The organism is Rhodococcus sp. ARC_M12 (assembly GCF_022810385.1).
Classification (GTDB): domain Bacteria; phylum Actinomycetota; class Actinomycetes; order Mycobacteriales; family Mycobacteriaceae; genus Rhodococcoides; species Rhodococcoides navarretei.
Map to the genome: position 1 here is coordinate 130050 of NZ_JALGQI010000004.1, position 23273 is coordinate 153322.

25 protein-coding genes are annotated in these 23273 nt (G+C 64.1%); 15 read left to right on the plus strand and 10 right to left on the minus strand.

From position 1 onward, the window contains the following. Positions 1 to 31: 31 nt before the first annotated feature. From MTX35_RS07260 to MTX35_RS07270, 3 genes are all read right to left on the minus strand, one after another. Entirely contained in the window at positions 32 to 673 is a 642-nt protein-coding gene (locus MTX35_RS07260; RefSeq protein WP_243594325.1) for a TetR/AcrR family transcriptional regulator, read from the minus strand. A gap of 54 nt (positions 674 to 727) precedes the next feature. Then, positions 728 to 2077 carry a lipase family protein gene (locus tag MTX35_RS07265; RefSeq protein WP_243594440.1) on the minus strand — a complete coding sequence of 450 codons (1350 nt, stop codon included), beginning with the start codon at positions 2075 to 2077 and terminating at the stop codon, positions 728 to 730. Between the two features lie 272 nt (positions 2078 to 2349). Continuing rightward, positions 2350 to 3231, minus strand: coding sequence for a dioxygenase (locus MTX35_RS07270; RefSeq protein ID WP_243594326.1), 882 nt, complete (start codon positions 3229 to 3231; stop codon positions 2350 to 2352). Positions 3232 to 3314: 83 nt separating this feature from the next. Here MTX35_RS07270 and MTX35_RS07275 point away from each other — a divergent pair, with 83 nt between their 5' ends. Next, on the plus strand, positions 3315 to 3716 hold the full coding sequence (locus MTX35_RS07275; protein ID WP_243594327.1) for a GAF domain-containing protein: 402 nt from the start codon (positions 3315 to 3317) through the stop codon (positions 3714 to 3716). On the opposite strand, the gene MTX35_RS07280 is transcribed toward MTX35_RS07275, so the two are convergent. Next, positions 3688 to 3897, minus strand: coding sequence for a hypothetical protein (locus tag MTX35_RS07280; RefSeq protein ID WP_243594328.1), 210 nt, complete (start codon positions 3895 to 3897; stop codon positions 3688 to 3690). The two genes, MTX35_RS07275 and MTX35_RS07280, sit on opposite strands and share 29 nt — an antisense overlap. A 94-nt stretch (positions 3898 to 3991) precedes the next feature. Here MTX35_RS07280 and MTX35_RS07285 point away from each other — a divergent pair, with 94 nt between their 5' ends. The 5 genes from MTX35_RS07285 to MTX35_RS07305 all read left to right on the plus strand — a co-directional run bounded on the left by MTX35_RS07285 (position 3992) and on the right by MTX35_RS07305 (position 9474). Further along, positions 3992 to 4519 (plus strand): MarR family winged helix-turn-helix transcriptional regulator, encoded by a 528-nt coding sequence (locus MTX35_RS07285; RefSeq protein ID WP_243594329.1) that lies wholly within the window; start codon positions 3992 to 3994, stop codon positions 4517 to 4519. Between the two features lie 71 nt (positions 4520 to 4590). Beyond that, positions 4591 to 5784, plus strand: coding sequence for a homogentisate 1,2-dioxygenase (locus MTX35_RS07290; RefSeq protein WP_243594330.1), 1194 nt, complete (start codon positions 4591 to 4593; stop codon positions 5782 to 5784). Further along, positions 5781 to 6569 (plus strand): hypothetical protein, encoded by a 789-nt coding sequence (locus MTX35_RS07295; RefSeq protein WP_243594331.1) that lies wholly within the window; start codon positions 5781 to 5783, stop codon positions 6567 to 6569. The genes MTX35_RS07290 and MTX35_RS07295 overlap by 4 nt, the downstream gene beginning before the upstream one ends. Before the next feature lie 19 nt (positions 6570 to 6588). Continuing rightward, a complete protein-coding gene (gene fahA / locus MTX35_RS07300; RefSeq protein ID WP_243594332.1) occupies positions 6589 to 7755 on the plus strand; it encodes a fumarylacetoacetase in 1167 nt (388 codons plus the stop codon). Between the two features lie 174 nt (positions 7756 to 7929). Then, positions 7930 to 9474 carry a multicopper oxidase family protein gene (locus MTX35_RS07305; RefSeq protein ID WP_243594441.1) on the plus strand — a complete coding sequence of 515 codons (1545 nt, stop codon included), beginning with the start codon at positions 7930 to 7932 and terminating at the stop codon, positions 9472 to 9474. Between the two features lie 30 nt (positions 9475 to 9504). Here the strand turns inward: MTX35_RS07305 and MTX35_RS07310 are convergent, their stop codons facing one another. Genes MTX35_RS07310 through MTX35_RS07325 form a run of 4 tightly spaced genes read right to left on the minus strand, consistent with a single transcriptional unit; the run spans position 9505 to position 13148 of the window. Further along, a complete protein-coding gene (locus MTX35_RS07310; RefSeq protein ID WP_243594333.1) occupies positions 9505 to 10137 on the minus strand; it encodes a response regulator transcription factor in 633 nt (210 codons plus the stop codon). Continuing rightward, positions 10134 to 11351, minus strand: coding sequence for a sensor histidine kinase (locus MTX35_RS07315; protein WP_243594334.1), 1218 nt, complete (start codon positions 11349 to 11351; stop codon positions 10134 to 10136). The genes MTX35_RS07310 and MTX35_RS07315 overlap by 4 nt, the downstream gene beginning before the upstream one ends. Further along, positions 11338 to 11970, minus strand: a complete 633-nt coding sequence (locus tag MTX35_RS07320; protein WP_243594335.1) for a response regulator transcription factor — start codon at positions 11968 to 11970, stop codon at positions 11338 to 11340. The genes MTX35_RS07315 and MTX35_RS07320 overlap by 14 nt, the downstream gene beginning before the upstream one ends. Beyond that, on the minus strand, positions 11967 to 13148 hold the full coding sequence (locus MTX35_RS07325) for a sensor histidine kinase (RefSeq protein ID WP_243594336.1): 1182 nt from the start codon (positions 13146 to 13148) through the stop codon (positions 11967 to 11969). The genes MTX35_RS07320 and MTX35_RS07325 overlap by 4 nt, the downstream gene beginning before the upstream one ends. A 182-nt stretch (positions 13149 to 13330) precedes the next feature. Between MTX35_RS07325 and MTX35_RS07330 the strand changes: the two genes are divergently transcribed. Together MTX35_RS07330 and MTX35_RS07335 are read left to right on the plus strand one after the other, a co-directional pair. Further along, positions 13331 to 14413: an ABC transporter permease gene (locus tag MTX35_RS07330; RefSeq protein WP_243594337.1), complete on the plus strand. Its 1083-nt coding sequence runs from the start codon at positions 13331 to 13333 to the stop codon at positions 14411 to 14413. Continuing rightward, positions 14410 to 15093 carry an ABC transporter ATP-binding protein gene (locus MTX35_RS07335; RefSeq protein WP_243594338.1) on the plus strand — a complete coding sequence of 228 codons (684 nt, stop codon included), beginning with the start codon at positions 14410 to 14412 and terminating at the stop codon, positions 15091 to 15093. The genes MTX35_RS07330 and MTX35_RS07335 overlap by 4 nt, the downstream gene beginning before the upstream one ends. 32 nt (positions 15094 to 15125) lie before the next feature. On the opposite strand, the gene MTX35_RS07340 is transcribed toward MTX35_RS07335, so the two are convergent. Further along, on the minus strand, positions 15126 to 15638 hold the full coding sequence (locus MTX35_RS07340) for an Lrp/AsnC family transcriptional regulator (RefSeq protein ID WP_243594339.1): 513 nt from the start codon (positions 15636 to 15638) through the stop codon (positions 15126 to 15128). 180 nt (positions 15639 to 15818) lie between these two features. Here MTX35_RS07340 and hppD point away from each other — a divergent pair, with 180 nt between their 5' ends. Continuing rightward, positions 15819 to 17024, plus strand: a complete 1206-nt coding sequence (gene hppD, locus MTX35_RS07345) for a 4-hydroxyphenylpyruvate dioxygenase (protein ID WP_243594340.1) — start codon at positions 15819 to 15821, stop codon at positions 17022 to 17024. A 28-nt stretch (positions 17025 to 17052) separates the two neighbouring features. Here hppD and MTX35_RS07350 read toward each other — a convergent pair whose 3' ends face one another. Beyond that, positions 17053 to 17538: an Lrp/AsnC family transcriptional regulator gene (locus tag MTX35_RS07350; protein ID WP_243594341.1), complete on the minus strand. Its 486-nt coding sequence runs from the start codon at positions 17536 to 17538 to the stop codon at positions 17053 to 17055. A 158-nt stretch (positions 17539 to 17696) separates the two neighbouring features. Here MTX35_RS07350 and pdhA point away from each other — a divergent pair, with 158 nt between their 5' ends. The 6 genes from pdhA to MTX35_RS07380 are packed head-to-tail and all read left to right on the plus strand — an operon-like array spanning position 17697 to position 23187. Beyond that, positions 17697 to 18812: a pyruvate dehydrogenase (acetyl-transferring) E1 component subunit alpha gene (gene pdhA, locus MTX35_RS07355; protein ID WP_243594342.1), complete on the plus strand. Its 1116-nt coding sequence runs from the start codon at positions 17697 to 17699 to the stop codon at positions 18810 to 18812. Beyond that, positions 18809 to 19813: an alpha-ketoacid dehydrogenase subunit beta gene (locus tag MTX35_RS07360; protein WP_243594343.1), complete on the plus strand. Its 1005-nt coding sequence runs from the start codon at positions 18809 to 18811 to the stop codon at positions 19811 to 19813. Before pdhA ends, MTX35_RS07360 begins: the two co-directional genes overlap by 4 nt. Next, complete coding sequence (locus MTX35_RS07365; protein ID WP_243594344.1) at positions 19810 to 21075, plus strand: dihydrolipoamide acetyltransferase family protein; 1266 nt, start codon at positions 19810 to 19812, stop codon at positions 21073 to 21075. The genes MTX35_RS07360 and MTX35_RS07365 overlap by 4 nt, the downstream gene beginning before the upstream one ends. Further along, positions 21072 to 22439: a dihydrolipoyl dehydrogenase gene (gene lpdA, locus MTX35_RS07370; RefSeq protein ID WP_243594345.1), complete on the plus strand. Its 1368-nt coding sequence runs from the start codon at positions 21072 to 21074 to the stop codon at positions 22437 to 22439. The genes MTX35_RS07365 and lpdA overlap by 4 nt, the downstream gene beginning before the upstream one ends. 53 nt (positions 22440 to 22492) lie before the next feature. Continuing rightward, positions 22493 to 22897: a VOC family protein gene (locus MTX35_RS07375; RefSeq protein ID WP_032384163.1), complete on the plus strand. Its 405-nt coding sequence runs from the start codon at positions 22493 to 22495 to the stop codon at positions 22895 to 22897. Continuing rightward, positions 22894 to 23187: a helix-turn-helix domain-containing protein gene (locus MTX35_RS07380; RefSeq protein WP_094703684.1), complete on the plus strand. Its 294-nt coding sequence runs from the start codon at positions 22894 to 22896 to the stop codon at positions 23185 to 23187. Before MTX35_RS07375 ends, MTX35_RS07380 begins: the two co-directional genes overlap by 4 nt. Positions 23188 to 23273: the final 86 nt, after the last annotated feature.

The window sequence follows — 23273 nt, forward strand, 5'->3', positions numbered from 1 at the left end:
CACTGTATTGCGCGACAGGCTGCGGATCAGGTCAGGTCAGGTCCGGAACGAACGCTCCCAGGACGGCAACCATCGTCTCCACGATCTGCTCGATGGGTGGGCGAGGAGGAGCGGTACGGGACCAGTCGGAGACGATCTCGGTAAGCGCTCCGAGGAATGCCGTTGCAGCCGAACGGTATCCACCCGGGGGAACAAAATCGGGACCGACTTCCGAACGCAGGGTGTTCTCGAAGAACTCCACCCACTGTGCACGGCGACGCGCCCGGTGCTGTTCGACGGCATCGCTGACACCCAACATCTCCAGATAGGAAATCCGCGCTCGGCGTGGATCGTTTCCGATCGATCCCACCAGGGCTGTCATGGCGGCAACGACCAGGGCGCGACGATCTCGGTCGACCTGATCGTCGAGGGCAGCCACGACGGCGGCCAGCGCATCGTCTTGGATCAGGTCGTAGACGTCCACGAGCAGCGCCTCACGGTTGGCGAACGCACTGTAGAACTGGCTGCGTGCCAGACCGGCAGCAACGCAGATATCCGACACCGAGGTGGCTGCGTAGCCGCGTACCCCGATGACCTCGATTCCGGCCTGCAAGAACCGTGCACGACGATCGGCTTTCCGAGCAGAGGAGGATTGTCCGGCGTAGATGCGGCCCTGATCATCGGCGACAGTCACCGAGGGAGTCTACAGGCGACGGACCGTTCGCAGCCCCGTCGACGATCGGTTCCATCACGACCCGATCGGCTTACCGAACAGTCCTGCGATTATCTCGCCTACAGCATCGACGAAGAGCGGGTGTGCACGCGTGTCGAGCGCCATCGAGCCGACATCGTTGGTTCGGCAACCCGGTTCCACCGGAACACCGGCGAATCGGTCGCGCATCCACAAGACCGCGCTCGGAAAGGCGATCAGCTCGAGGGTGATGTGCTCGCTGAAGTGATCGCGGGTGTACGTGACATCGGCACCGGGACGGCTGCAGTACGAGTCGACCATCGTATTGACCGGTCCGATCGGCACCAGCCAATCCGGGTTGGAATGGTAGACGTAGAGCGGCATGTTCGGAGTGGTGCCACCGAGCTGCATCGCAGACAGGGCCTTCTTCACCACTGGTTGTTGAATCGGGTCCCCGTCGGTGTGCAGGAAGCCTTTGAGATTGACGAACGGCAGCAGCGCTGACGAGTAGCCGACACAGAGATTGTCCTTGGCCGCGAACAACGCCCTGCCGAACGGGTCGATGTGTTCGTCGATGAAGCCGGCCAACTCGGGATCCTCGCGACTGGCACCGATGATGCCGGCGGCGACGATGCCCGAGCCGAGGGTGTTGTTCGCGTTGTCGACCAGTGCCCCGAGTTCGGCCGGGGTGCCGCCCTCGGTGACTCCGACGATCTCGAGCTCGGGGGCGTACCGTTCGGCCAGTTCGGCGGCATGTCCGGTCGCTATCGCGCCGCCGGAGTAGCCGCTCATCCCCACCTTGGTGGCCTGACCGGCCAACTGCATCGGCGCGAAGTTCTCGGCCGCTCGGATGCCGTCGAGTGTGATCCGACCGGCGACCGGCCCTGCGGCGAACGAGTTGTTCGGACCTTGATGATCGGGCACCGATACCGCCCAGCCCTGCGCCAATGCGGCTTGCACTTCGAGGAATTGAGCACCCGACGTCACCGCGCCGGTCACCGGCCAGGGAATCGCGCCCGCACGCATCGCATACGAGGGCGCGCAGTACGCAGCGAGTGAATCCTCGGCCAGCTGGATGGAGATCAGCGGCCGCGGTGCCGCGGGCACGCCGCGGGGCTTGATGACCGTGGTCACCGCAGCTATCGGCTCGTCGCGTCCGTTATTGGACCGGAACGACAACTGCCAGGCGTCGACTTGAGTGGGGATGACGTTGAGGGTGGCCAGCTCGACGGGCCGTGCAGCGATGATCTGGCCTGGCGCGGCCGCGGCCACCACGTCGGCGGGCGGAAGGTAGAAGTCGGTGTCGAACTCCGGAATCTTCGGCCACGTGAACGGTGCCAGAGGCGGCTGAACCGTCACCTCGGGCGAATCGCTCGCCTCGGGTGCAGCGGCAGCGGGGGTGGTCATCGCGGCAACGGCTGCGGCCGCGGTCACCAGGCTGATCGCTACCCGCAGCGTCCAAGATCGGGCAGAAGACACGGCTGTACTCCTTCGCGCCGGACAACGGGGTCCACAGGAGGCGCGCCCGGCGACAGTTCGTAGCGCATCCGGCCATCTTGGACACCGATGTCCGAGATGGTGCTGAGAACTGTAGAGCGAAGTGGCGTGGATAACAATCCCCGGCTCGAAAAGAATTCAGAAGTGAATCTGTTCCAACTGCGACCGGCTGCGTCCAACCGTCACACGACCGAGAACGACCGCTTCGCCAAGCCGAACTGGAAGCCGGTGATCGCCGTGGTAACCGGAGCCTCGGGATTTTCGGCAGCACCGAGGGTGACGAACAGCGGAGTGAAATGTTCGACGGTGGGGTGGGCATAGGGCATTCCCGGCGCGGCGTTGCGGAAGTCCGCCAATGTGTCGACGTCACCGCGCGACAATGCGTCCGCGGCCCAGAGATCGAAATCCTCGGACCATGTCGGCACTGTGTTGGTCACGAAGTTCTCCCGCGACAGGAACGGCAGTCCGTGCGTCATGAAACCCGAACCGATGACCAACACTCCCTCGGCTCGAAGTTCCTTCAGCGCAACGCCTATCGCCATCAGCCGGTCGGGAGCATGCGTCGGCAGGGACAACTGCAGAACGGGAACATCGGCGTACGGGTACATCACCTTCAGCGGCACCCAGGCACCGTGATCGAGCCCGCGCGAGGTGTGGCGGTGCAGGTTCTCCGACGCGGGAATGGCAGCGGCCACCCGCGCAGCCAGCGCCTGAGCGTCGGGCGTTCGATATTCCATCGAGAAGTAGCGCTGCGCGAATCCGCCGAAGTCGTAGACCAGCGGAGTTGCGGCCGCCGATGCGGACAGGCTCAGCGGGGCCTCTTCCCAGTGCGCGCTGACGATGAGAATCGCCTTCGGCTTGGGCATCGACTGCGACCAGGTGAAGAGTTCGTTCATCCAGAGTGCGTCGTCGAAAACCGGGGGTGCACCGTGGCTGATGTAGAGGGCAGGCATCGGACCGTCGTTCGGGGTCCACGTCTGCTGGGACCGACTCGCGGGTGCGGTATCGGCGAGAAATGCGTCGAACGCTGCGCCCGCGACCGGCGGGTTGATCACAGATGTCATGGCGGGTCCTTCGAAGTGCTCAGGTTGAAACTTCAAGTTAGCACTGATGGGGCATTCCAGCCAGCATCGCTATGCTCGGATGCATGCCGGACGCCGTCTATCGCGCTCCCATGCCGAACGGTGTCGAACGCGCCCTCACCTACGGACTCTGCGGCATGTCGGCCGACGACGAACGATCGCTACGACGCGTCGAGCGCTTCGAGCAGGTCCCGGACGGATCTTTCGTCTGGACGCGTACCGAGAGCGGCGAGTTCTTTCTCGGCCAGATTTCCGGCCCACTGCGGGAAGATCGCAGCGCCGACGCGGTGGCGTCGAACATGATCTTCGTACGGAACTGCGAGTGGACGAGCGAGCCGATTCCCGAGCACGAGGTACCCGCCGCCACGCTTCGGACATTCGCGCGCGGCGGGCGAAACTTTCAGCAGACACACGACCCTCAGGTCGCCGCGGAGTCGGCTAGCGCGTGGCGAGCGCGAGGTCGCTGACCTGGGGATCGATCTGCACGACGGCGTAGCCCTGAATCTCGAACTTGTTCTCGCCCTCAGGTGGTCCGAGCACGGCACGCACGATCAGCGTCGCGGCGGCAGCGACGAGTGCGATCACGACGACCACCGCTGCCACGATCAGCAGGGTCCGTGGGCCACCGAACAGGTTCTTCGAGCTCATGGGTCCATCATGAACCCTTCTGGAAGAGACACGAATCGCGCGTACCGAAGTAATAAAGGTGTTGATCAGATGAGTTCGTGGTTACAGTGAATCCGTGACCGACGCACCCGAGCCCGATTTCTGGTCGTTCATCGACACCGCCAACACCACGCTGGCCCGGGACTACGGGTTCGAGCACCAATTGGCCACCGAGGTTCTGCTGACGCTCAACCGGGCGTCGAACATCGTCACCTACGACTTGGAAGCGACGGTTCATCGCCCCCGAGGCTGGTCGTGGTCGTCGTTCCGACTGATGTTCGTCACGTGGCTGGCGGGCCCGATCGAACCCCGACGAGCCGCCGAACTGACCGGTATGAGCCGCGCGGCCGTGTCGAACCTGTCCAAGACACTCATCACCGGCGGCCTGCTCGCCAGTACGCCCGACGAGAAGGACGGGCGTTCGGTGCGCCTTGCCCTCACCGCGCAGGGGCACGACGAGATGGTCGAGGCGTTCGCCGAACAGAACGAACGGGAAAACGCGTGGGCCAGTGCGCTCACCGAACCCGAACAGCGGATCCTGGTGATGCTGTTGACCAAACTCATCACTCACCGCAGCCAGTTCGAGGTCCGGGGACGCAACTGATGGTTGCGTAGATCACGTCAAAGTAGTTAATGTATTTATTACAAGCCTGAACAGAGCACAGGAGCGATGACGTGGCGTACTACCGGCAGCTCGGATCGATACCGCCGAAGCGGCACACCCAGCACCGAACGCCGGACGGCAACCTCTACTACGAGGAGCTGATGGGCGAAGAGGGCTTCTCCTCGGACTCGTCCCTGCTGTACCACCGCCACATACCGTCGGCCATCGTCGACGCCACGGTCTGGGACCTCCCCGATCAATCGACCACTCCCAATCATCCGCTCAAGCCCCGACATCTGAAATTGCACGATCTGTTTCCGGAGTCCGTCGTTGCCGACACCGATGTCGTCACCGGACGACGCCTCGTCCTGGGCAATGCCGACGTCAGACTGTCCTACGTCGTTGCCTCGAAAACCTCACCGCTGTATCGTAATTCGATCGGCGACGAGATGGTCTACATCGAATCCGGTTCTGCCACCGTGGAAACGGTATTCGGGGCGCTGCAGGCACGGCAGGGTGACTACGTACTCATTCCGCGCGCGACGACGCACCGCTGGATTCCCGACGGCACCCTGCGCGCCTATGCCGTCGAGGCCAACAGTCACATCGCGCCGCCGAAACGCTTCCTGTCGAAGTACGGCCAGTTGCTCGAGAACGCTCCCTACTGTGAACGCGATCTGCACGGCCCCACCGAGCCTCTACTCACCGACGGCAGCGACGCGGAAGTGCTTGTCAAACATCGCGGTTCGACGGGCATTGTCGGAACCCGGTTCGTCTACCCCAACCATCCGTTCGACGTGGTGGGGTGGGACGGCTGCCTGTACCCGTACACGTTCAACATCTCCGACTACGAACCACTCACCGGCCGTGTGCATCAACCACCGCCGGCACATCAGGCATTCGAGGGGGCCAACTTCGTGATCTGTAATTTCGTTCCACGCAAGGTCGACTACCACCCACTGGCAATCCCGGTGCCGTACTACCACTCCAACGTCGACTCCGACGAGATCATGTTCTACGTCGGCGGAGACTACGAGGCCCGCAAGGGTTCCGGAATCGGCCAGGGATCGATCTCGGTACATCCGGGCGGTCACGCCCACGGACCGCAACCGGGAGCGTACGAACGCAGTATCGGTGCCGAGTTCTTCGACGAACTGGCCGTCATGGTCGATACCTTCCGTCCGCTCGAACTCGGCGAGGGTGCTCTCGCGTGCGAGGACGCTGGATACGCGTGGACCTGGGCCGGCCGGGGACCGAACCGATGATCCCGAAGTTCTTCCATCGCCTGTGCGACGACGCCGCCATCTTTCCACCCGGTAACGCACCGCTCGATGCTGCTGCGGCACAACACCTCGAGTACCGGGCCGGCGCGTTCACAGACCTTGTCGGCCCGCTGGTCGTGCCGATGGATCGGGTGAACGAGCTGGACCTGGGTGCTCGGATGGAGGTGGCGTTGACCGCACCTGCCGGTCCGGGCAGCGTGGAGGCAGGCCTGCGGGTAGCCGACCGCACAGCCGGCGTGACGGTCGTTGCCGTCGAAGTGGCCGTCCCCGAAGGCACGAACATCGACGCCTTGCGCACCATCACCCAGGACATCGACATCTATGTGGAAATTCCCCGAGACTCCCGACGCGACGACATCTTCGACGCCGTCGACGAGTTCGGGTATCGCGCCAAATTCAGGACCGGCGGCGTCACGGCCGACCAGTATCCGAACGAGCAGGAGCTCGCCGCGTCCATCTACGAGGCGGCACAGCGCGAGGTCCACTTCAAAGCCACCGCGGGTCTGCACCATGCCGCCCGTAATACCGATCCCCACAACGGGTTCGAGCAGCACGGTTTCCTCAACGTGATCCTTGCGGCGCAGGCCGCCCACAGCGGCGCACGCGTCGGTGAGCTCGAGAAGATCCTGGCGATCCGGGACGCCGACGTCCTCGCCGGGCTCGTCGCCGGGATCGAGGGACAGCGCGCGTTCGCCTCCTTCGGCACCTGCAGCATCCGCGAACCCCTGGACGATCTCGTCCGCCTCGGACTCGTCCCACCTCAGTGAACCAAGGAGCGCGCCGTTCATGACGCACATCGACATTCCCGCCGATTCCGAGTTCGGAATCCACAACCTCCCGTACGGCATTTTCAGTACTCCCGGTTCGGATGCTCGGGTCGGGGTCCGCTACGGCGACAACGTGATCGATCTATCCATAGCTCTGGACGATACAGATTTTTCCTCGGCGAGCCTGAACGCGTTCATGGCCCGCGGACGCACCAGCTGGGTGGAGGTACGCACGGCCGTCACCGACATGATCGTCAGTGGCCAGACCCCCGCGGAATCGATCGTCTCGGTTTCCGATGTCACGATGCATCTGCCGTTCGAGGTGGCCGACTACGTGGACTTCTACGCCTCCGAGCACCACGCGTCCAATCTCGGCCGACTCTTCCGGCCCGATGCCGAACCGCTGCTACCGAATTGGAAGCACCTGCCCGTCGCTTATCACGGCCGAGCCGGCACGGTTGTCGTCTCGGGCACCGACATCAGGCGGCCGTGCGGTCAACGCAAGGCACCCGACGAGGCGTCGCCCACCTTCGGCCCTAGTCGGCGACTGGACATCGAGGCGGAGATGGGCTTCGTCGTCGGCGTTCCGGCGGATGGTCCGATATCACCGGATGAGTTCTCCGAGCAAGTTTTCGGTGCCGTCATCGTCAACGACTGGTCGGCTCGCGACATTCAGGCCTGGGAGTACGTGCCGCTGGGGCCGAACCTCGGTAAGAGTTTCGCGACGTCCATCTCGCCCTGGGTGGTGCCCTTGCTCGCTCTGGAGCAGGCGCGAACCTCGACGCCGGTGCAGGATCCCGAGCCGCTCGAGTACCTCCGCGAATCTCGTTCGTGGGCTTTGGATATCGACCTGACGGTCGCGTGGAACGGCCACGTCGTTTCCCACCCGCCCTACAGTGCGATGTACTGGTCCCCCGCTCAGATGCTGGCGCACGAGACCGTCAACGGTGCGACATCGCGAACGGGTGATCTGTTCGCCTCGGGCACCATCTCCGGGCCGGAGAAGAACCAGCGCGGCGCGTTCATCGAATTGACCTGGGGTGGAGCGGAACCGGTGTCGCTCGGTGCCGACACTCGAACGTTCCTCGAAGACGGCGACGAGGTGGTCATTGCCGCCAGCGCTCCGGGGCCGAACGGATCGCGAATCGGCTTCGGGGACGTCCGTGGCCGGATCGTGTCGGCCTGACAGCAGTCGAGACGCCTACCACAACCCAGTAGGTCGCGGTAGGCCCCAGCGGTGGATTTCTTTTTCGAAATCCGTGACCCTCGGGTGGATGCCCGTGATCCCCGTAGCCCGGAAACTTGCATGTGTCGCGCAGTAATCGAACATCGCAAGAAACCCGGGAGTGCAGTGAACGTCATGGTCCGAAACACGTTGAGTCGACGAACCTTGTTGGCGGGTTTGGTGTCTGCGCCGATTGTGATGTCGGCGGGATGTGCTGCAAATCGGTCGACTCCGGGGTCCGCCTCTTCCGGAGTCGAGGCCACGACGTCGAGTGGCGGTCGCCGGCCACTACCGGTGCCGCCCCTGGCGGACTCCAGCGTCGATGCCGCCGGTGTCCGCCACTTCACGCTCACCGCACAGGCCGGCAGCACCGAGATGTTGCCGGGCGTGCAGACTCCGACATGGGGTTTCAACGGGTCGATCCTGGGGCCGACCATTCGGGCCCGGCGCGGCGAAACGATCGCGTTCACTATCGACAACTCCGTGCCGGAGGACACCACCGTGCACTGGCACGGCATGCACGTCCCGGCGCGATACGACGGCGGACCCCACCAGACCATCACACCGGGTGGACGCTGGGAGCCGACGTGGACGGTGAACCAGCCGGCGGCAACGCTGTGGTACCACCCCCACCCACATGGTGCCACCGAAAAACATGCCTACCGGGGACTGTCAGGAATCTTCCTGGTCGACGACGTGGACACCGACTCTCTCGATCTGCCGAAAACCTATGGTGTGGACGACTTCCCACTGATCATCCAGGATCGCCGGTTCACTGCAGACGGTGCTCTCGACGAGTCCGACCCGACCGATGCAGGCCTGCTCGGCGACACGATCATCACGAATGGAATCGCCGGCGCGCACGTGCAGGTGAGCACCGAACTGGTGCGACTGCGAATCCTCAACGGTTCCGGAGGGCGAATGTACAACCTCGGATTCGCCGACGACCGCGATTTCACGATGGTGGCCAGCGACGGTGGACTGCTCAGCGAGCCGCTCCCGCTGAGCCGCATCACACTCAGCCCCGGAGAACGAGTCGAGATCGTCGTGGCGGCGGGCGGTAGTTCTCCGATGATGCTGCGCGCGTTCTCGTTCGACGATCAGCCAGAAATCGACCGCGACATCGCATCCGACTACGGGTTGACCGATTCCTTCGACGTGCTCGAGCTCCGACCGGTCCGCAACCCCGAGCGATCCCGGGCGTTGCCGGCTGTGCTCGCCGACATCCCCCGCCTCGAACCGGCCACCGCAGTCGCCGAGCGTAGATTCGAACTGCAGTGGTTCATGATCAACGGCGAGCAGATGGACATGAATCGCGTCGATTTCACCTCGGCCGTCGACACCACCGAGGTGTGGACGATCCACAGCGCGGACAACTGGCCGCACAACTTCCACGTGCACGATGTCCAGTTTCAGCTCCTCGACATCAACGGTGCGAAGCCTCTGCCTGCGCTGGCGGGGTGGAAGGACACTGTCTACGTTCCTCCCGGCACCACGATCCGGTTGATACTGCGGTTCACCGAGTACACGGACCCGACGTTTTCGTACATGTTCCACTGCCACCTGATGAGGCACGAGGATCAGGGAATGATGGGCCAATTTCTGGTCCTCGGACCGAACCAGACTGCAACCCCGATGCAGATGCCGAGCGACACACCCATGCAGCATGGCGGTCATTGAGCGCTGCCTGTAGATCGGGCTCTGCCGATGTCAACCGCGCCGATACGCCCACACGGCCAGGCGAACTCTGTTGTTGCACTCGGTCTTTGCCATCAGATTTGCCACGTGCGTCTTGACCGTCGAGACTCCCAGATGCAGACAGTCCGCGATCTCCTGGTTTCCCAAGCCCTCACTGACAAGCTCGAGAACCTCGATCTCCCGCGGGCTCAGCTCGACGTTCTCGGTGCGCTCGACGGCGCGTCCCTCCTCGACTGCCCGGTTCACCAGCCTTCGCAACAGGAATGGGGAGAACGGGAGTTCGCCGTCGGTGACGCGACGGATGGCGTCCAACAGTTCGGCCGGTTCGGTGTCCTTGACGAGAAATCCGGCTGCTCCGGCCGCAAGAGCCGGGTAGAGATGATCGTCGTCGTCGAAAGTGGTGAGCACCAGCACTTTCGGTGCAGAGCCGGAACCCAGGATCGCTCTGGTGGCCTCGATTCCGTCGAGGCCCGGCATCCTCAGATCCATGAGGATGACATCCGGTGACATCTCGGCGGCCAGACGAATTGCCTCCGCGCCGTTGGCACCTTCGCCGACGACATCGATATCCTCGGTCGACTCACAGAGCATCCGCAGCCCTGCCCGGACCAGGCGCTGATCGTCGACGATGAGTAGGCGAATCATCGTCCACGCTCGCCGTCGGACATGGTGAGCGTGGCACGGACGGACCAGCTGCCGTCCTCGGCTCCGACCTCGAGCGTGCCCCCGGCGAGCGCGACACGCTCTGCCATTCCGGTCAATCCGTGCCCGGCAGGGTCGACGGCCCCGGCAGGGTCGTCGAGACGGCTGATTACGCACGCGATCACGCCGCCGTGCTCGCGGACGACCGAGACAGTCACGGGTTGAGCAGGATCCGCGTGCTTCATGACATTGGTCAACGACTCCTGAACGACCCGGAGCAGGGTGAGCCTTCCGATCGTGTCCAGCTCGCCGAGGTCGGTATCCACCTCGGCGTCGACGGTGATTCCCGTGGCGCGGGTGCGCTCGATTGCGGCAGCGATCTCGGTGGAAACAGCATCTGTCTCCACCAACGAAACCTCTCCGGGCGAGGGATCCCGAAGCGCTACGAGAAGTCGGCGGATGTCGTCCAGAGCACCCGAAGCAGTGTCGTGGACGTCGTCGAGCACACTTCGAACGCGCGGGTCCGCCTCCGCCACGACATGCTTCGCGACACCGATCCGCAACACGATCGACGCCATGTGATGGGCCACCAGATCGTGCAACTCTCGGGCCAGCGCGGCGCGCTCGGCCAAGCGGGCCCGCGCCGAATCCTCCAGTCTTCGCATGTCGGCGTCGGCGGCTCGCGCCCGGTACGTGGCGGCCAAGCGGCGCTGGGCCCGCAAATACAGCCCTAACAACAACGGCAGACCGACAACGGCGAGAGTCTCGACCGCAGTGGCAGGACGCCAGAAGGTCGAGGAGTCGCCGGCGGCAATTCCCCACAGAACCGCTGCCGTCCACGACACACTGGCCACGACCACCGGAGCGGACCGTGTCGAAAGCATCGCTACCTCGGCCACACCGGCCGCGCCGAGATAGGGAACCAGCTCCGACAGCCCCCACGCGTCGGTGAGGAACATCGGCACCGCCAGCGCCGACAGCACAAGCGAGACCGGCAGCGGCCAACGGCCGCCCCACAGAAAGACGATCGCAGCCGCCAGCGCCATCGACCAATACCAGAGAGGAACTCGGTACTCGCCTGGAAAATTGCTGGCCAGCAGCAGCAGCGGCACCAAGGCCACGGGCACCCCGCGCACCCATGGCAAGAGGGTGCGGCGCGGGGACATCTCGATCACCCCTCCGGTCCGCGAGGACGAGCGCAATTCAATGTTGTCCATGCCGGATCAACCCCTTGGACGCCGCCGATGCCACGGCAGAGGTTCGTGAATCCACGCCCAACTTCGTGTAGATGTGGGCCAGATGGGATTTGACGGTGGCCTGGCTCAGGAACAGCCGTCGACTGATCTGCACGTTCGAATGGCCGTCTGCCACCAACTGCAGCACTTCGATCTCACGCAACGTCAGTGTGCTGCCGGGTGTCCGCATCCGGTCCATCAGTCGAGATGCAACGGCAGGCGCGAGCGCCGACCCTCCCGCTGCTGCAGTGCGCACCGCTGCGCAAAGGTCATCGGGCGGTGCGTCTTTGAGTAGGTAGCCCACGGCTCCCGCTTCGATGGCGGCCAGGATGTCGGCGTCGGTGTCGTAGGTCGTCAGCACCAGTACGTGCGGTGCGCCGGGAGAGGAGGCAATGGCGGCAATGGCGTCGACGCCGTGCATACCGGGACCGAACTGCAGGTCCATGAGGACCACGTCGATCTCGAGTTCGGCGGAGAGTTCGATCGCCTGCTCGGCAGTCGTCGCCTCGGCGATGATCACGAAGTCCGGCTCGGTCTCGAGTACCGCGCGCAACCCTGCGCGAACGATCGGATGGTCGTCGGCCATCAGAAGACGGATCATGTTCGCACCTCCAATGGCACAGTGACGGCGACGGCGGTGCCCAGGCCCGGTCTCGATTCCACCACGAGGGTGCCCTGCAGTGAGCGAGCACGTGACCTCATTCCCGGTAGCCCGAAACCGCGATCCCCACTGCTGACGGTGTCGGGATCGAAGCCGACACCGTCGTCGACGATATCGAGAGCCACCTCGGTGTCCATGAAGCTCAGGGTGACCGCCACCCGGGTGGCATCGGCATGCTGCGTGGCGTTCGCCAGAGCAGACTGAGCGATGCGCAGCAGCGCAACCTCGTGTGCTGTCCGGAGGGGTACCGGAACACCCGACAACTGCCAATCGACCGTTGGTCCGGTAGCCGCAGAGGTGCTGGCGCACAATCGTTCCAACGCCGAAGGTAGTGAACCGTTCTCCAGATCCGGCGGGCTCAGCGCACGAACGAAGCGCCGTGCCTCCTCGAGGTTGCTCGACGCCGTCTCACGCGCCTGTACGACATGCGTGTTCGCCTCCTCCGCACGCTCGGGGAGCAGACGTTCCGTCGCGCGAAGCAACAAGTGGATACTCGACAGCCCCTGCGCGAGGGTGTCATGGATTTCTCGGGCCAGTCGTTCACGTTCGGCGAGCACCCCGGCTTCGCGCTCCGCCGCTGCCAGCTCTCCGCGAGCGGCAGTCAGCTCCTCGATGAGCGCGCGCCGCTGTTCGCTCTCGCGGTAGAGCGCTTGGTAGCCGAGAACAACGGCGATGGCGACCGCGGCACCGAGCGACGGGCCCACTACCGCTCCGACCGCGAAACCTCCTCGATGCCAGCAGAATCCAGCGATCGCCGTGAGGGTGGTCCAGACAACCGCCGTCAGACCCCACGTCGTCGGCAGTAGATGGAGCTGGAGAAAGAACAACGGGAACGCGAGATAGACGGCTTCGGGGCTCACCACGAGCAATGCCGTCCACATCATCCCGACCGCCAGTAGCCATCCCGCGGCAGTGGCACCGGAGTGACGCACTCTCGGCCAGGTTGCCCCCACCGCGTACACCATGCCCAGAACCACGGCGAGAACGACGACCGCAGTCAGGTGCGGTACGCGCTCCTGGACCGCTCGCACGACCGACAACGTCAGCAGTGCGGCCAGCATCAGATGCAGGCACCCGCGCAGGATGCGCATGACAGGGGTGAGCGACGACGGATCCATAACGACGTCCAGGTTATGCGGTTCGCACCCGGCCGACATCGGCCAAAAGGTGTAGCGGGCGCTGATCCTTCCGGCTCTCGAGATGCACTCTCCCGGTCGATGCCTGCGTAGCCCCGCTGCGGCGACAGTTGAACGCAGTTGCCGGATACCTGATTCGGACGTCTGTAAGAGAGGCAGAAAACGTGTTCGTCGCCTGGAGAGACCTCAGATTCGCCAAGGGGCGGTTCGTTCTGATGGGGACCGTCATCGTCCTGATCACCATGTTGGTCGGTCTGTTGTCCGGACTCACCGCGGGATTGGGAAGAGAAAGCACGTCGGCGATCACCGAATTGCCTGCTGACCATCTGACGTTCTCGGCTCCGACGGAGGGCAACTCGGTGTCGTTCACCGACAGCACCGTCACCGAATCCACGTGGCAGCAGTGGGCACAAGTGGATGGGGTACAGCGAGCGGAACCACTCGGCATCAGCACTACCAAAGCCGAGGCCGGCTCGCGCAGCGCCGCGATCTCTGCCTTCGGCGTGCAGCCGGGCTCCACCCTGGCGCCGCAATCGGACCGAATCCGCACCGGCAGCGCAGTGCTGTCGACGTCGGCCGCAGACGAGCTGAACGTCGGGGTCGGTGAGGATTTCGTCCTCGGTGGGCAGCGCCTGACGGTCGCTGCTGTCGACGGCGACGCCTCCTACAGCCACACCCCGGTGATCTTCATGGATCTGGGGGCCTGGCAGACATTGTCCGGTGGAGCCCCCGCAGGCCCACTGCGCGCGACCGTGGTCGGATTGAGTATCGACACCGACGTCGACCTTGCTGCGGCCGACGAACGGATCGGCACCGCCACGGTGCCCACCGCGGATGCCAAGTCCGCCGTCGGCTCCTACAGCTCGGAAAACGGTTCGCTGCAACTGATGCGCGCATTCCTGTTCGCTATTTCCGCACTTGTCATCGGTGCGTTCTTCACCGTGTGGACCATCCAACGCAGTGGGGACGTCGCAGTTCTCAAGGCTCTCGGAGCATCTACCGCATACCTGCTCCGAGATGCCCTCGGTCAAGCCATCGTGCTGCTGACCGCAGGCACCGTCGTCGGAACAGGGTTGGCTGCCGGAGTGGGCGCACTCGTCGGCGGCACGGTGCCGTTCGTCCTCGACACCGGCACCGTCGTGCCACCCGCGCTGATCATCGTCCTCCTCGGCGCAGTCGGCGCCGCTCTGTCCATCACTCGAATTACCTCCGTTGACCCCCTCACCGCACTCGGGAGCGCACGATGAGCCTGCATCTGACCGACATCACTCTCACCTACCCCGACGGCGACGCCCGGCTGACTGCGTTGGACTGCGTCGATCTGCACGTGGAGAAGGGCACGATGACCGCCGTCATCGGCCCGTCCGGCTCCGGTAAGTCCAGCTTGCTCGCCGTGGCGGCCACCTTGATCACCCCCGACAGCGGACACGTCGTCATCGACGGAACACCCACAGCCGGCATGACCCGCACAGAGTTGACGACATTGCGGCACAACAAGATCGGGACCGTCTTTCAACAGCCGAACCTGTTGCCGTCGCTGACCGCCATCGAGCAGTTACAGGTCATCGCCAACCTCGGTGGTCACTCACCCCGGGACGCCGAAATGTCCGCACTCACGCTCCTCGACGCTGTCGGCCTCGGCAATCACGCGCACAAGAGGCCGCATCAACTCTCCGGCGGGCAACGACAGCGGGTCAATATCGCCCGAGCCTTGATGAGCAACCCTGCAGTACTGCTGGTCGACGAACCCACAAGCGCACTCGATCACGAGCGCGGAGCTGCAATTCTCGATTTGATCGCCACCTTGACCCGTACCAACGGCACCGCGACCGTTGTGGTCACCCATGACCGCGCACATCTGTCCGACATGGACGAAGTAGTCGAAATCGTGGATGGGCGGCTGCTCGCCGACGCTCCGCCCTATTGAAGTGGCGAACCGAAGGACCCTGCCCGCCAAGCTCACTCACGAGTGGGTCGGTAGGCAGGGGCCTTCGGCGTTCGATCGGGTTCTGCTGTGTTCAGCAGTGGCATCGTTCGGAACTCGACCAGTTCCGAGAGCACAACCACGCTGGTCGACCGCGCGATCGTGCGAGACTGGTTGAGCACGATCAATGTTCGCTGCAAGTCGTCGTGCGACGCAGCTGCGACTCGGCACAGCACATCTCCCGAACCTGTGGTCGCGAAGGCTTCCAAGACGCCGGGAATCTGCTCCAGAGTGGCCACGACATCGCCGAGCGCTCCTTGTGCAATCTCCAACGTGACAAACGCCTGAACTCCGTAACCCGCTGCAGCCAAACCGATTCGCGGTCGATAGCCGGTGATGACGCCACTATCCTCCAGCCGCTGCAACCTCGCCGTCACCGTCGCCCGTGCGACGCCGAGCGTCCGCGACAGCTCGAGCACACCTATTCTCGAATTGTCCTGCAGCGCAGTGAGCAAGGCTCGGTCCAACTCGTCCAGTGTGGATTCCATGTCGCACCTCGTCACTCGAATGCTTTTCTAGACGGATCGTATATCAATCTCTGGATTCACCTGCTCGATCTGCACAGCTCAGATAGCAGAACTGGGATTGATTGACGGCCCATCTGTCAGATGTTCTGCTCATCGGAACAACTGGTCGACACGACACTGCATCGGCAACAGGGAGCCCTCATGAGCCTCGACAACATCCTCAACGACGACGAAAGACTGGCCGATCTCGACGCCGATCAGCTTCGACAGCTCGTCGGACTCGTGGAGTACGACGACAAGCGAGATCCCTTTCCCGTCAGCGGTTGGGACGCCATCGTATGGGTGGTCGGCAACGCGACGCAGACCGCGCATTTCTTCCAGTCCGCGTTCGGCATGGAGCTCGTTGCGTACTCAGGTCCGACGACCGGCCAACGTGACCACCACGCATACGTACTCAAATCCGCTGCAGTGCGTTTCGTCATCAAGGGAGCCGTCGACCCGGACAGTGATCTGGTGGCACACCACACGCGCCACGGCGACGGCGTCATCGACATCTCGCTGGCCGTTCCCGATGTCGACCGATGCATCGAGCACGCGCGAGCCCAGGGCGCGCGAGTACTGCACGAACCGACCGACATGTCCGACGATCACGGCACGGTCCGCACCGCGACCATCGCGACCTACGGCGACACCCGACACACCTTGGTCGATCGCTCGCGTTACACCGGCACTTATCTGCCCGGCTACGTACCGCGGACGTCGACGTTGCAGCGACCGGAAGGCGCTCCCAAGCGCATCTTCCAGGCTCTCGATCATGTGGTGGGCAACGTCGAGCTCGGCAAGATGGACGAGTGGGTCGACTTCTACCACCGCGTCATGGGCTTCACGAACATGGCCGAGTTCGTCGGAGCCGATATCGCCACCGATTACTCGGCGTTGATGAGCAAGGTGGTCTCCAACGGCAACCACCGCGTGAAGTTCCCGCTGAACGAACCGGCCATCGCCAAGAAGCGCTCCCAGATCGACGAGTACCTCGAGTTCTACCGCGGCCCGGGCGCACAACATCTGGCGCTCGCGACCAACGACATCCTGTCCTCGGTCGACGCCCTCCGCGCCGCCGGCGTCGAATTCCTCGCCACTCCCGATTCGTACTACGAGGATCCCGCATTACGCGCCCGTATCGGTAACGTGCGAGTGCCGATCGAAGAGTTGCAGAAGCGCGGAATTCTCGTCGACCGAGACGAGGACGGCTACCTTCTGCAGATCTTCACCAAGCCGCTGGTGGATCGCCCGACGGTGTTCTTCGAGCTCATCGAACGCCACGGCTCGCTCGGGTTCGGCATCGGTAACTTCAAGGCACTGTTCGAGGCCATCGAGCGCGAGCAGGACGCTCGCGGCAACTTCTGACTCGTGACCTGTTCGACGCCGCCCACTGTCAGCGTTCGGTGGGCGGCGTCGTTCGTCCCAGACCGCCTCGGTCCTCGTCGAAGATCAACCACGTGCGGGTGGCTCGGACTCCGTCGAGCGATTGCAGCCCTTCCAGCACCACCTGCCGCAGACTCTCGTTGTCGGGAGTCCTGATGAGTACCAACACGTCGAAATCCCCTCCGAGCAAACTGAAATGGTCGACGAATTCCATCGCCCTCAGCCCCTCGGACACGGTCCGCCACGAATCCTGACGGATGGACAGCGCGATGAACGCCGAAGTCCCGAGTCCGGATGCTGCATGGTCGACCTGCACGGTGAACCGCTCGATGACACCCGCATCCTTCAGACGGTCGACGCGCGTATACGTATGTGCACGAGAGAGATTGAGACGATCGGCCAGCACCCGCATCGAGACCCGGCCGTCCGAGGTCAGCTCGGCGAGGATGCGACGATCCGTGTCGTCCAATTCCACACGTCTCGAGACGTCGTCCATTCGTCCGCTCCTACCTCGTGGTTCTTTGCCTCGACCCGACAGATAGTCAGTTCGCACCTGGAATGTCAGCAATATGTCTGCAATCCTACGGCTATAGGACTTCTTCCTCACCGAATCGGCCAGAATCGCCGTACAAGCCGATTTCAGGAGAGTGCGACATGACGACCGTCGAGAAGGTTCCGGCAACGTCCTACCAACAGTTCATGCCTGCCGACCGTCCCGTGCAGTACCTCGCACCCGATGGGACGGGCGTGAACAGTGCCGCCCGCTACGCACACCCGTCGAACGAGCGTCTGCTCGAGATGTACCGCTCGATGGTGCACGGCCGCCGATTCGACCAACAGGCAACGGCATTGACCAAACAGGGTCGCCTTGCGGTCTACCCGTCCTCGCGCGGCCAGGAGGCCTGCCAGATCGCCGCAGCCCTGTGCCTGGGCGAGCAGGACTGGATGTTCCCGACGTATCGTGACTCGATGGCTCTCGCGGCGCGAGGCGTCGACCAGGTGGAGTTGCTCGGCATGCTCGCCGGCTACTGGCACTGCGGTTACGACCCGACCGCCTACAAGGTCGCTCCCCAATGCACACCTCTGGCAACACAATTGCTGCACGCGACCGGTTTCGCGTACGCCGAGGCCAAGCAGGGACGAGACACCATCGCCCTCGCGTTCTGCGGAGACGGAGCGACCAGTGAGGGCGACTTCCACGAGGCCCTCAACTTCGCGGCGGTGTTCCGCGCCCCGGTGATCTTCCTGGTGCAGAACAACGGCTTCGCCATCAGCGTTCCCCTCGCGCGTCAGAGTGCGGCTCCCTCGTTGTCGCACAAGGGAGTCGGCTACGGCATCGGTAGCGAGCAGGTCGACGGCAACGACCCGATCGCGATGATGGCAGTGATGGACGAGGCCGTGCAGTACGTCCGAGCAGGCAAGGGACCTGTTGTGGTCGAGGCGCACACCTACCGCATGGATGCCCACACCAATGCCGACGACGCCACTCGCTACCGCAAGGCCGACGAGGTCGAAGGGTGGTTGGCCCGAGATCCGCTCTCTCGCCTCGACTCCTACCTCGAAGCCCAGGGTCTGCTCACCGACGAGCTGCGCGAGCAGATGACGGTATCCGCCGACGCCGATGCCGCGGCGCTTCGCGCGGGCATGAACGTCGAGCAGGACGTCGACCCCGAGGATCTGTTCCGGTTCGTCTACTCCTCCCCCACCCCCGGCCTGACCGAACAACGCAATCAGGTCGCCGCCGAGATCGCTGCAGGAGAACTGTCATGACCACGATGACCATGGCCGGAGCCCTCAACGCCGCCCTGCGCGACGCGTTGACCGAAGACGAGAAGGTCGTCGTGTTCGGCGAGGACGTCGGCACGCTCGGCGGCGTCTTTCGCGTCACCGACGGCCTGACCCGAGACTTCGGCGACGACCGCTGCTTCGACACCCCGCTTGCCGAGTCGGGCATCGTGGGATTCGCGATCGGAATGGCGATGTCGGGCTACAAGCCCGTGGTCGAGATGCAGTTCGACGCCTTCGCTTACCCGGCGTTCGAGCAGATCGTCTCCCATGTTGCCAAGCTGCGCAACAGAACTCGTGGCTCGCTCACCGCGCCGATGGTCATTCGGATTCCGTTCGCAGGCGGTATCGGCGGCGTCGAGCATCACTGCGACTCGTCCGAGGCCTACTACGCCCACACCCCCGGCCTGAAGGTCGTCTCCCCGTCCACCGTCGCCGACGCGTACTCACTGATGCGTGACGCCATCGCCGACCCCGATCCGGTGATCTTCCTCGAACCGAAGCGGCTGTACTTCTCCAAGGACGACATCGAGCTGACCAAGACCGAGCCGATCGGCACCGCCGTCGTGCGCCGCGCCGGTACCGACGTCACGCTTCTCGCATACGGCCCCACCGTGTCGGTCGCCATGCAGGCAGCAGAGTTCGCGGCCGAGGACGGCCGTAGCGTCGAGGTGATCGACCTACGATCGCTCAATCCGTTCGACGACGAGACCGTCGCAGCCTCGGTACGCAAGACCGGACGCTGCATCGTGATTCAGGAAGCGCAGGGCTTCTCCGGCGTGGCAGCGGAGATTGCGTCGCGGGTGTCCGAGCGTTGCTTCCATCACCTGCACGCTCCGGTACTTCGGGTGACCGGACTCGACATTCCCTACCCGGCACCGAAACTCGAGCACTTCCACCTGCCGTCCGCGGATCGTGTGCTCGATGCCATGGACCGACTGCAGTGGAACGACGCCCCGGATCTCAGCAAGGTGGTATCGGTATGAGCATGCAGGTATTCCTGCTCCCCGATCTCGGTGAAGGATTGACCGAGGCCGAGATCGTGGAGTGGAAGGTCAAGCCCGGCGACACCGTCACTATCGATCAGGTCGTCGTCGAAGTAGAGACAGCAAAAGCCTCCGTCGAGGTGCCCTGCCCGTTCGAGGGTGTTGTCGGCGAACTGCATGCGGCCGAGGGAACCTCACTCGCCGTGGGTGCGCCGCTGATCAGCATCACCGGCGGTGCCGTCGCCGATGTGTCCGCTGCCCATGAGCGTTACCGCGAAGAGGAGAAAGCAGGCTCGGGCAATGTGCTGATCGGCTACGGCACCGGACACGGTCCGACCGGCCGCCGCAAGCGAAGTGCGGCTGCGCCGCAGTGGAGTGAAAAAGTGCCCCCTGAGGCACTTAACCGCACCACTGCACCGAAGGTGCTCTCCCCCATCGTTCGGAGCATGGCGTTGCAGGGTGGGCTCGATCTGGCGAGCATCGATACCGCCGGCGGCCACGGCGTGATCACCCGCGCGGACGTCGAGCGCGCCTTGGCCGGTTCGAACGTTGCTTCCTCGCCGGAGGGAGTCACGCGAATTCCCATCACCGGGATTCGTAAGACCATCGCCGACAAGCTCTCTCGCAGTCGCTCGGAGATTCCCGAGGCGACCGTCTGGGTCGACGTCGACGCGACGGCTCTGCTGCAAGCCCGACGCGACCTCGACGCCTCCATCGACGGCGTGAAGGTGACGCTGCTGGCGGTGCTGGCAAAGCTGACGATGATCGCGCTGTCCAAGTTCCCCGAGCTCAACAGCACGGTCGATACTGCGGCGGGCGAGATCCTGCGTTACGAGAACGTCGGACTCGGTATTGCCGCGCAAACCGATCGCGGATTGATGGTTCCTGTTGTGCCGCAGGCCGACAAGGCCGATCTGAAGGAACTCGCCGAGCGGCTGGCCGAGCTGACCGAGCTGGCGCGAACCGGTTCCTTGCCCGCAGCACGACTGAGCGGCGGAACATTCACGCTGAACAACTACGGAGTATTCGGGGTCGACGGCTCGGCCGCGATCATCAACCATCCCGAGGCCGCGATCTTGGGCATCGGACGCATCATCGACCGCCCGTGGGTGGTCGACGGCCAATTGGCCGTCCGCAAGGTCGCGCAGCTGTCGTTGGCCTTCGATCACCGCGTGTGCGACGGCGGAGTGGCGGGCGGGTTCCTGCGCACTGTTGCCGATTTCGTCGAGAACCCCGTCGTTGCATTGGGATCCGTCCGATGAGTGACGTCGACGTTCTCATCCTCGGTGGCGGCTCCGGTGGGTACTCCTGCGCCCTGCGGGCTGAGCAACTCGGCCTGTCGGTCGCGCTGATCGAGGAGGACAAGCTCGGAGGCACCTGTCTGCATCGCGGATGCATCCCAACCAAGGCGCTGCTGCACACCGCCGAGGTCGCCGACGCGGTGCGCGGTTCGGCGCATGTCGGCGTCACGGCATCGTTGACGGGTGTGGATATGCCTGCGGCACTGGAGTATCAGCGCAGCGTGGTCGCCGGCTTGTACTCCGGACTCAAGGGCTTGTTGAAACGTCCGGGAATCGAGATCATCTCGGGCCGTGGTCAGGTGGTCGGTCCTCGCACCGTCGAGGTGGAGGGTCGACGCATCACCGGTGCCTCGCTGGTTCTCGCGACCGGATCGTATTCACGCACCATTCCCGGTATCGAACTGGGGCCGCGGGTGCTCACCAGCGACGGGGCGATGTCGTTGGATCGGGTGCCGGAGTCGGTCGTCGTGCTCGGCGGCGGGGTCATCGGTATCGAATTCGCCAGTATCTGGGCCTCTTTCGGAGCCAAGGTCACCGTCGTCGAGGCCCTCGATCGTATCGTGCCGGGTGAAGACGAATGGTCGTCGAAGCAGCTGACCAAGGCATTACGTAAGCGTGGCATCGACATTCGTACCGGTACCAAGGTCGAGACCGTCACCGAGTCCGCCGACGCAGTCTCTGTGTCATTGTCGTCCGGAGACACCCTCTCGGCCGATCTCGTCCTGGTGTCCGTCGGCCGCGGGCCCCGCACCGACGGTCTCGGTCTGGCCGATCAGGGCATCGTCACCGAACGGGGCTTCGTCACTGTGGACGACAACCTGCTCACCACCACCGACGGTGTCTATGCCGTCGGTGACATCGTGGCGGGATATCAATTGGCTCACCGCGGATTCCAGCACGGCATGTTCGTTGCCGAGCACATCGCCGGCCTGGCCCCGGCACGCATCGACGGCGATCTTGTTCCGCGCGTGACCTATTCGCATCCCGAGGTGGCGTCGGTCGGTCTCACCGAGAAGGCCGCCGAGCAGAAGTACGGCACCGTGACGTCGGTGGTCTACGACCTCGGCGGCAACGGCAAGAGCCGAATCCTCGCCACCGCAGGCGGAGTCAAGGTGATCCGTGCACGCGACGACGGCCCGGTCGTCGGCGTCCACCTCGTCGGTGACCGCGTGGGCGAGCTGATCGGCGAAGCGCAACTCGCGGTGGCATGGGAAGCACTGCCGTCCGAGGTCGGCAGCTTCGTGCACGCGCACCCCACGCAAAGCGAGGCACTCGGTGAGGCAATGATGGCGCTGTCGGGTAGGCCGTTGCATGCGCACAGCTGAGGTCGCGGAACTCAGCCCTTGACGCCGCACTTGCATTTTGCAAGTATCAGGGCATGAGCCTGTTCATCACCTGTCCCGTCGAGAACGTCGAGCGCGCAACCGCCTTCTACACAGCCCTCGGCTGGACGCTCAACCCCGAGATGTCCGACCACAACGTGTCGTGCTTTGCCATCACACCGGGGCAGTACGTCATGCTCGGAAGCCGCGAGATGTATGCCAGCGTTGGCGGCACCGAGGAGCTGATCGGCGGACCCGACACCCCATCGAAGGTCACGGTCTCGTTCGACCTCGGTAGCCGAGAGGCAGTCGACGAGCTCACCGAGCGGGCCGGTGCTGCCGGCGGACGCATCGGAGACATCGATGACTACGCCTTCATGTACCAACGTCAGTTCGACGACCTCGACGGCTACCACTACTCGCCGTTCTGGATGAAGGCGGACACCGATACGGCCGAATGAGCGACCTCGCCGCCGCCCTCGACATCGTCGGTGCCCGGTGGGCACTTCTCATTGTCGAGCGACTGCTCGAGGAACCGCAACGGTACGGCGATCTGCAGCGCGACCTCGGAGTACCGACGAACATGCTCGCTACCCGGCTGCGCGAACTCGAAGCGGCAGGAGTGTTGACCCGTCTCCCCCTTCGGCACAACACTCGCGCGTACGCGCTGACCGAAAGAGGTCTCGCCCTGCGTGAAGCAATTGTCGCACTCGAGCAATGGGGCAAAGAGGCTGCACCACAGGTCAGTTGAGCTCACGCGGAGTGAACACCGTCTCGGCCACGTACACGACGACAGCCCCGCAACTCGGCTGGTTGCGGGGCTGTCGTCATCGATGG

Coding starts and splice junctions, on each gene's coding strand:
- MTX35_RS07265 (WP_243594440.1), bottom strand. CDS start 2,077: ATGACCACCCCCGCTGCCGCTGCACCCGAGGCGAGCGATTCGCCCGAG.
- MTX35_RS07270 (WP_243594326.1), bottom strand. CDS start 3,231: ATGACATCTGTGATCAACCCGCCGGTCGCGGGCGCAGCGTTCGACGCA.
- MTX35_RS07275 (WP_243594327.1), top strand. CDS start 3,315: ATGCCGGACGCCGTCTATCGCGCTCCCATGCCGAACGGTGTCGAACGC.
- MTX35_RS07280 (WP_243594328.1), bottom strand. CDS start 3,897: ATGAGCTCGAAGAACCTGTTCGGTGGCCCACGGACCCTGCTGATCGTG.
- MTX35_RS07295 (WP_243594331.1), top strand. CDS start 5,781: ATGATCCCGAAGTTCTTCCATCGCCTGTGCGACGACGCCGCCATCTTT.
- fahA (WP_243594332.1), top strand. CDS start 6,589: ATGACGCACATCGACATTCCCGCCGATTCCGAGTTCGGAATCCACAAC.
- MTX35_RS07305 (WP_243594441.1), top strand. CDS start 7,930: ATGGTCCGAAACACGTTGAGTCGACGAACCTTGTTGGCGGGTTTGGTG.
- MTX35_RS07310 (WP_243594333.1), bottom strand. CDS start 10,137: ATGATTCGCCTACTCATCGTCGACGATCAGCGCCTGGTCCGGGCAGGG.
- MTX35_RS07315 (WP_243594334.1), bottom strand. CDS start 11,351: ATGGACAACATTGAATTGCGCTCGTCCTCGCGGACCGGAGGGGTGATC.
- MTX35_RS07320 (WP_243594335.1), bottom strand. CDS start 11,970: ATGATCCGTCTTCTGATGGCCGACGACCATCCGATCGTTCGCGCAGGG.
- MTX35_RS07325 (WP_243594336.1), bottom strand. CDS start 13,148: ATGGATCCGTCGTCGCTCACCCCTGTCATGCGCATCCTGCGCGGGTGC.
- MTX35_RS07335 (WP_243594338.1), top strand. CDS start 14,410: ATGAGCCTGCATCTGACCGACATCACTCTCACCTACCCCGACGGCGAC.
- MTX35_RS07340 (WP_243594339.1), bottom strand. CDS start 15,638: ATGGAATCCACACTGGACGAGTTGGACCGAGCCTTGCTCACTGCGCTG.
- hppD (WP_243594340.1), top strand. CDS start 15,819: ATGAGCCTCGACAACATCCTCAACGACGACGAAAGACTGGCCGATCTC.
- MTX35_RS07350 (WP_243594341.1), bottom strand. CDS start 17,538: ATGGACGACGTCTCGAGACGTGTGGAATTGGACGACACGGATCGTCGC.
- pdhA (WP_243594342.1), top strand. CDS start 17,697: ATGACGACCGTCGAGAAGGTTCCGGCAACGTCCTACCAACAGTTCATG.
- MTX35_RS07360 (WP_243594343.1), top strand. CDS start 18,809: ATGACCACGATGACCATGGCCGGAGCCCTCAACGCCGCCCTGCGCGAC.
- MTX35_RS07365 (WP_243594344.1), top strand. CDS start 19,810: ATGAGCATGCAGGTATTCCTGCTCCCCGATCTCGGTGAAGGATTGACC.
- lpdA (WP_243594345.1), top strand. CDS start 21,072: ATGAGTGACGTCGACGTTCTCATCCTCGGTGGCGGCTCCGGTGGGTAC.
- MTX35_RS07375 (WP_032384163.1), top strand. CDS start 22,493: ATGAGCCTGTTCATCACCTGTCCCGTCGAGAACGTCGAGCGCGCAACC.
- MTX35_RS07380 (WP_094703684.1), top strand. CDS start 22,894: ATGAGCGACCTCGCCGCCGCCCTCGACATCGTCGGTGCCCGGTGGGCA.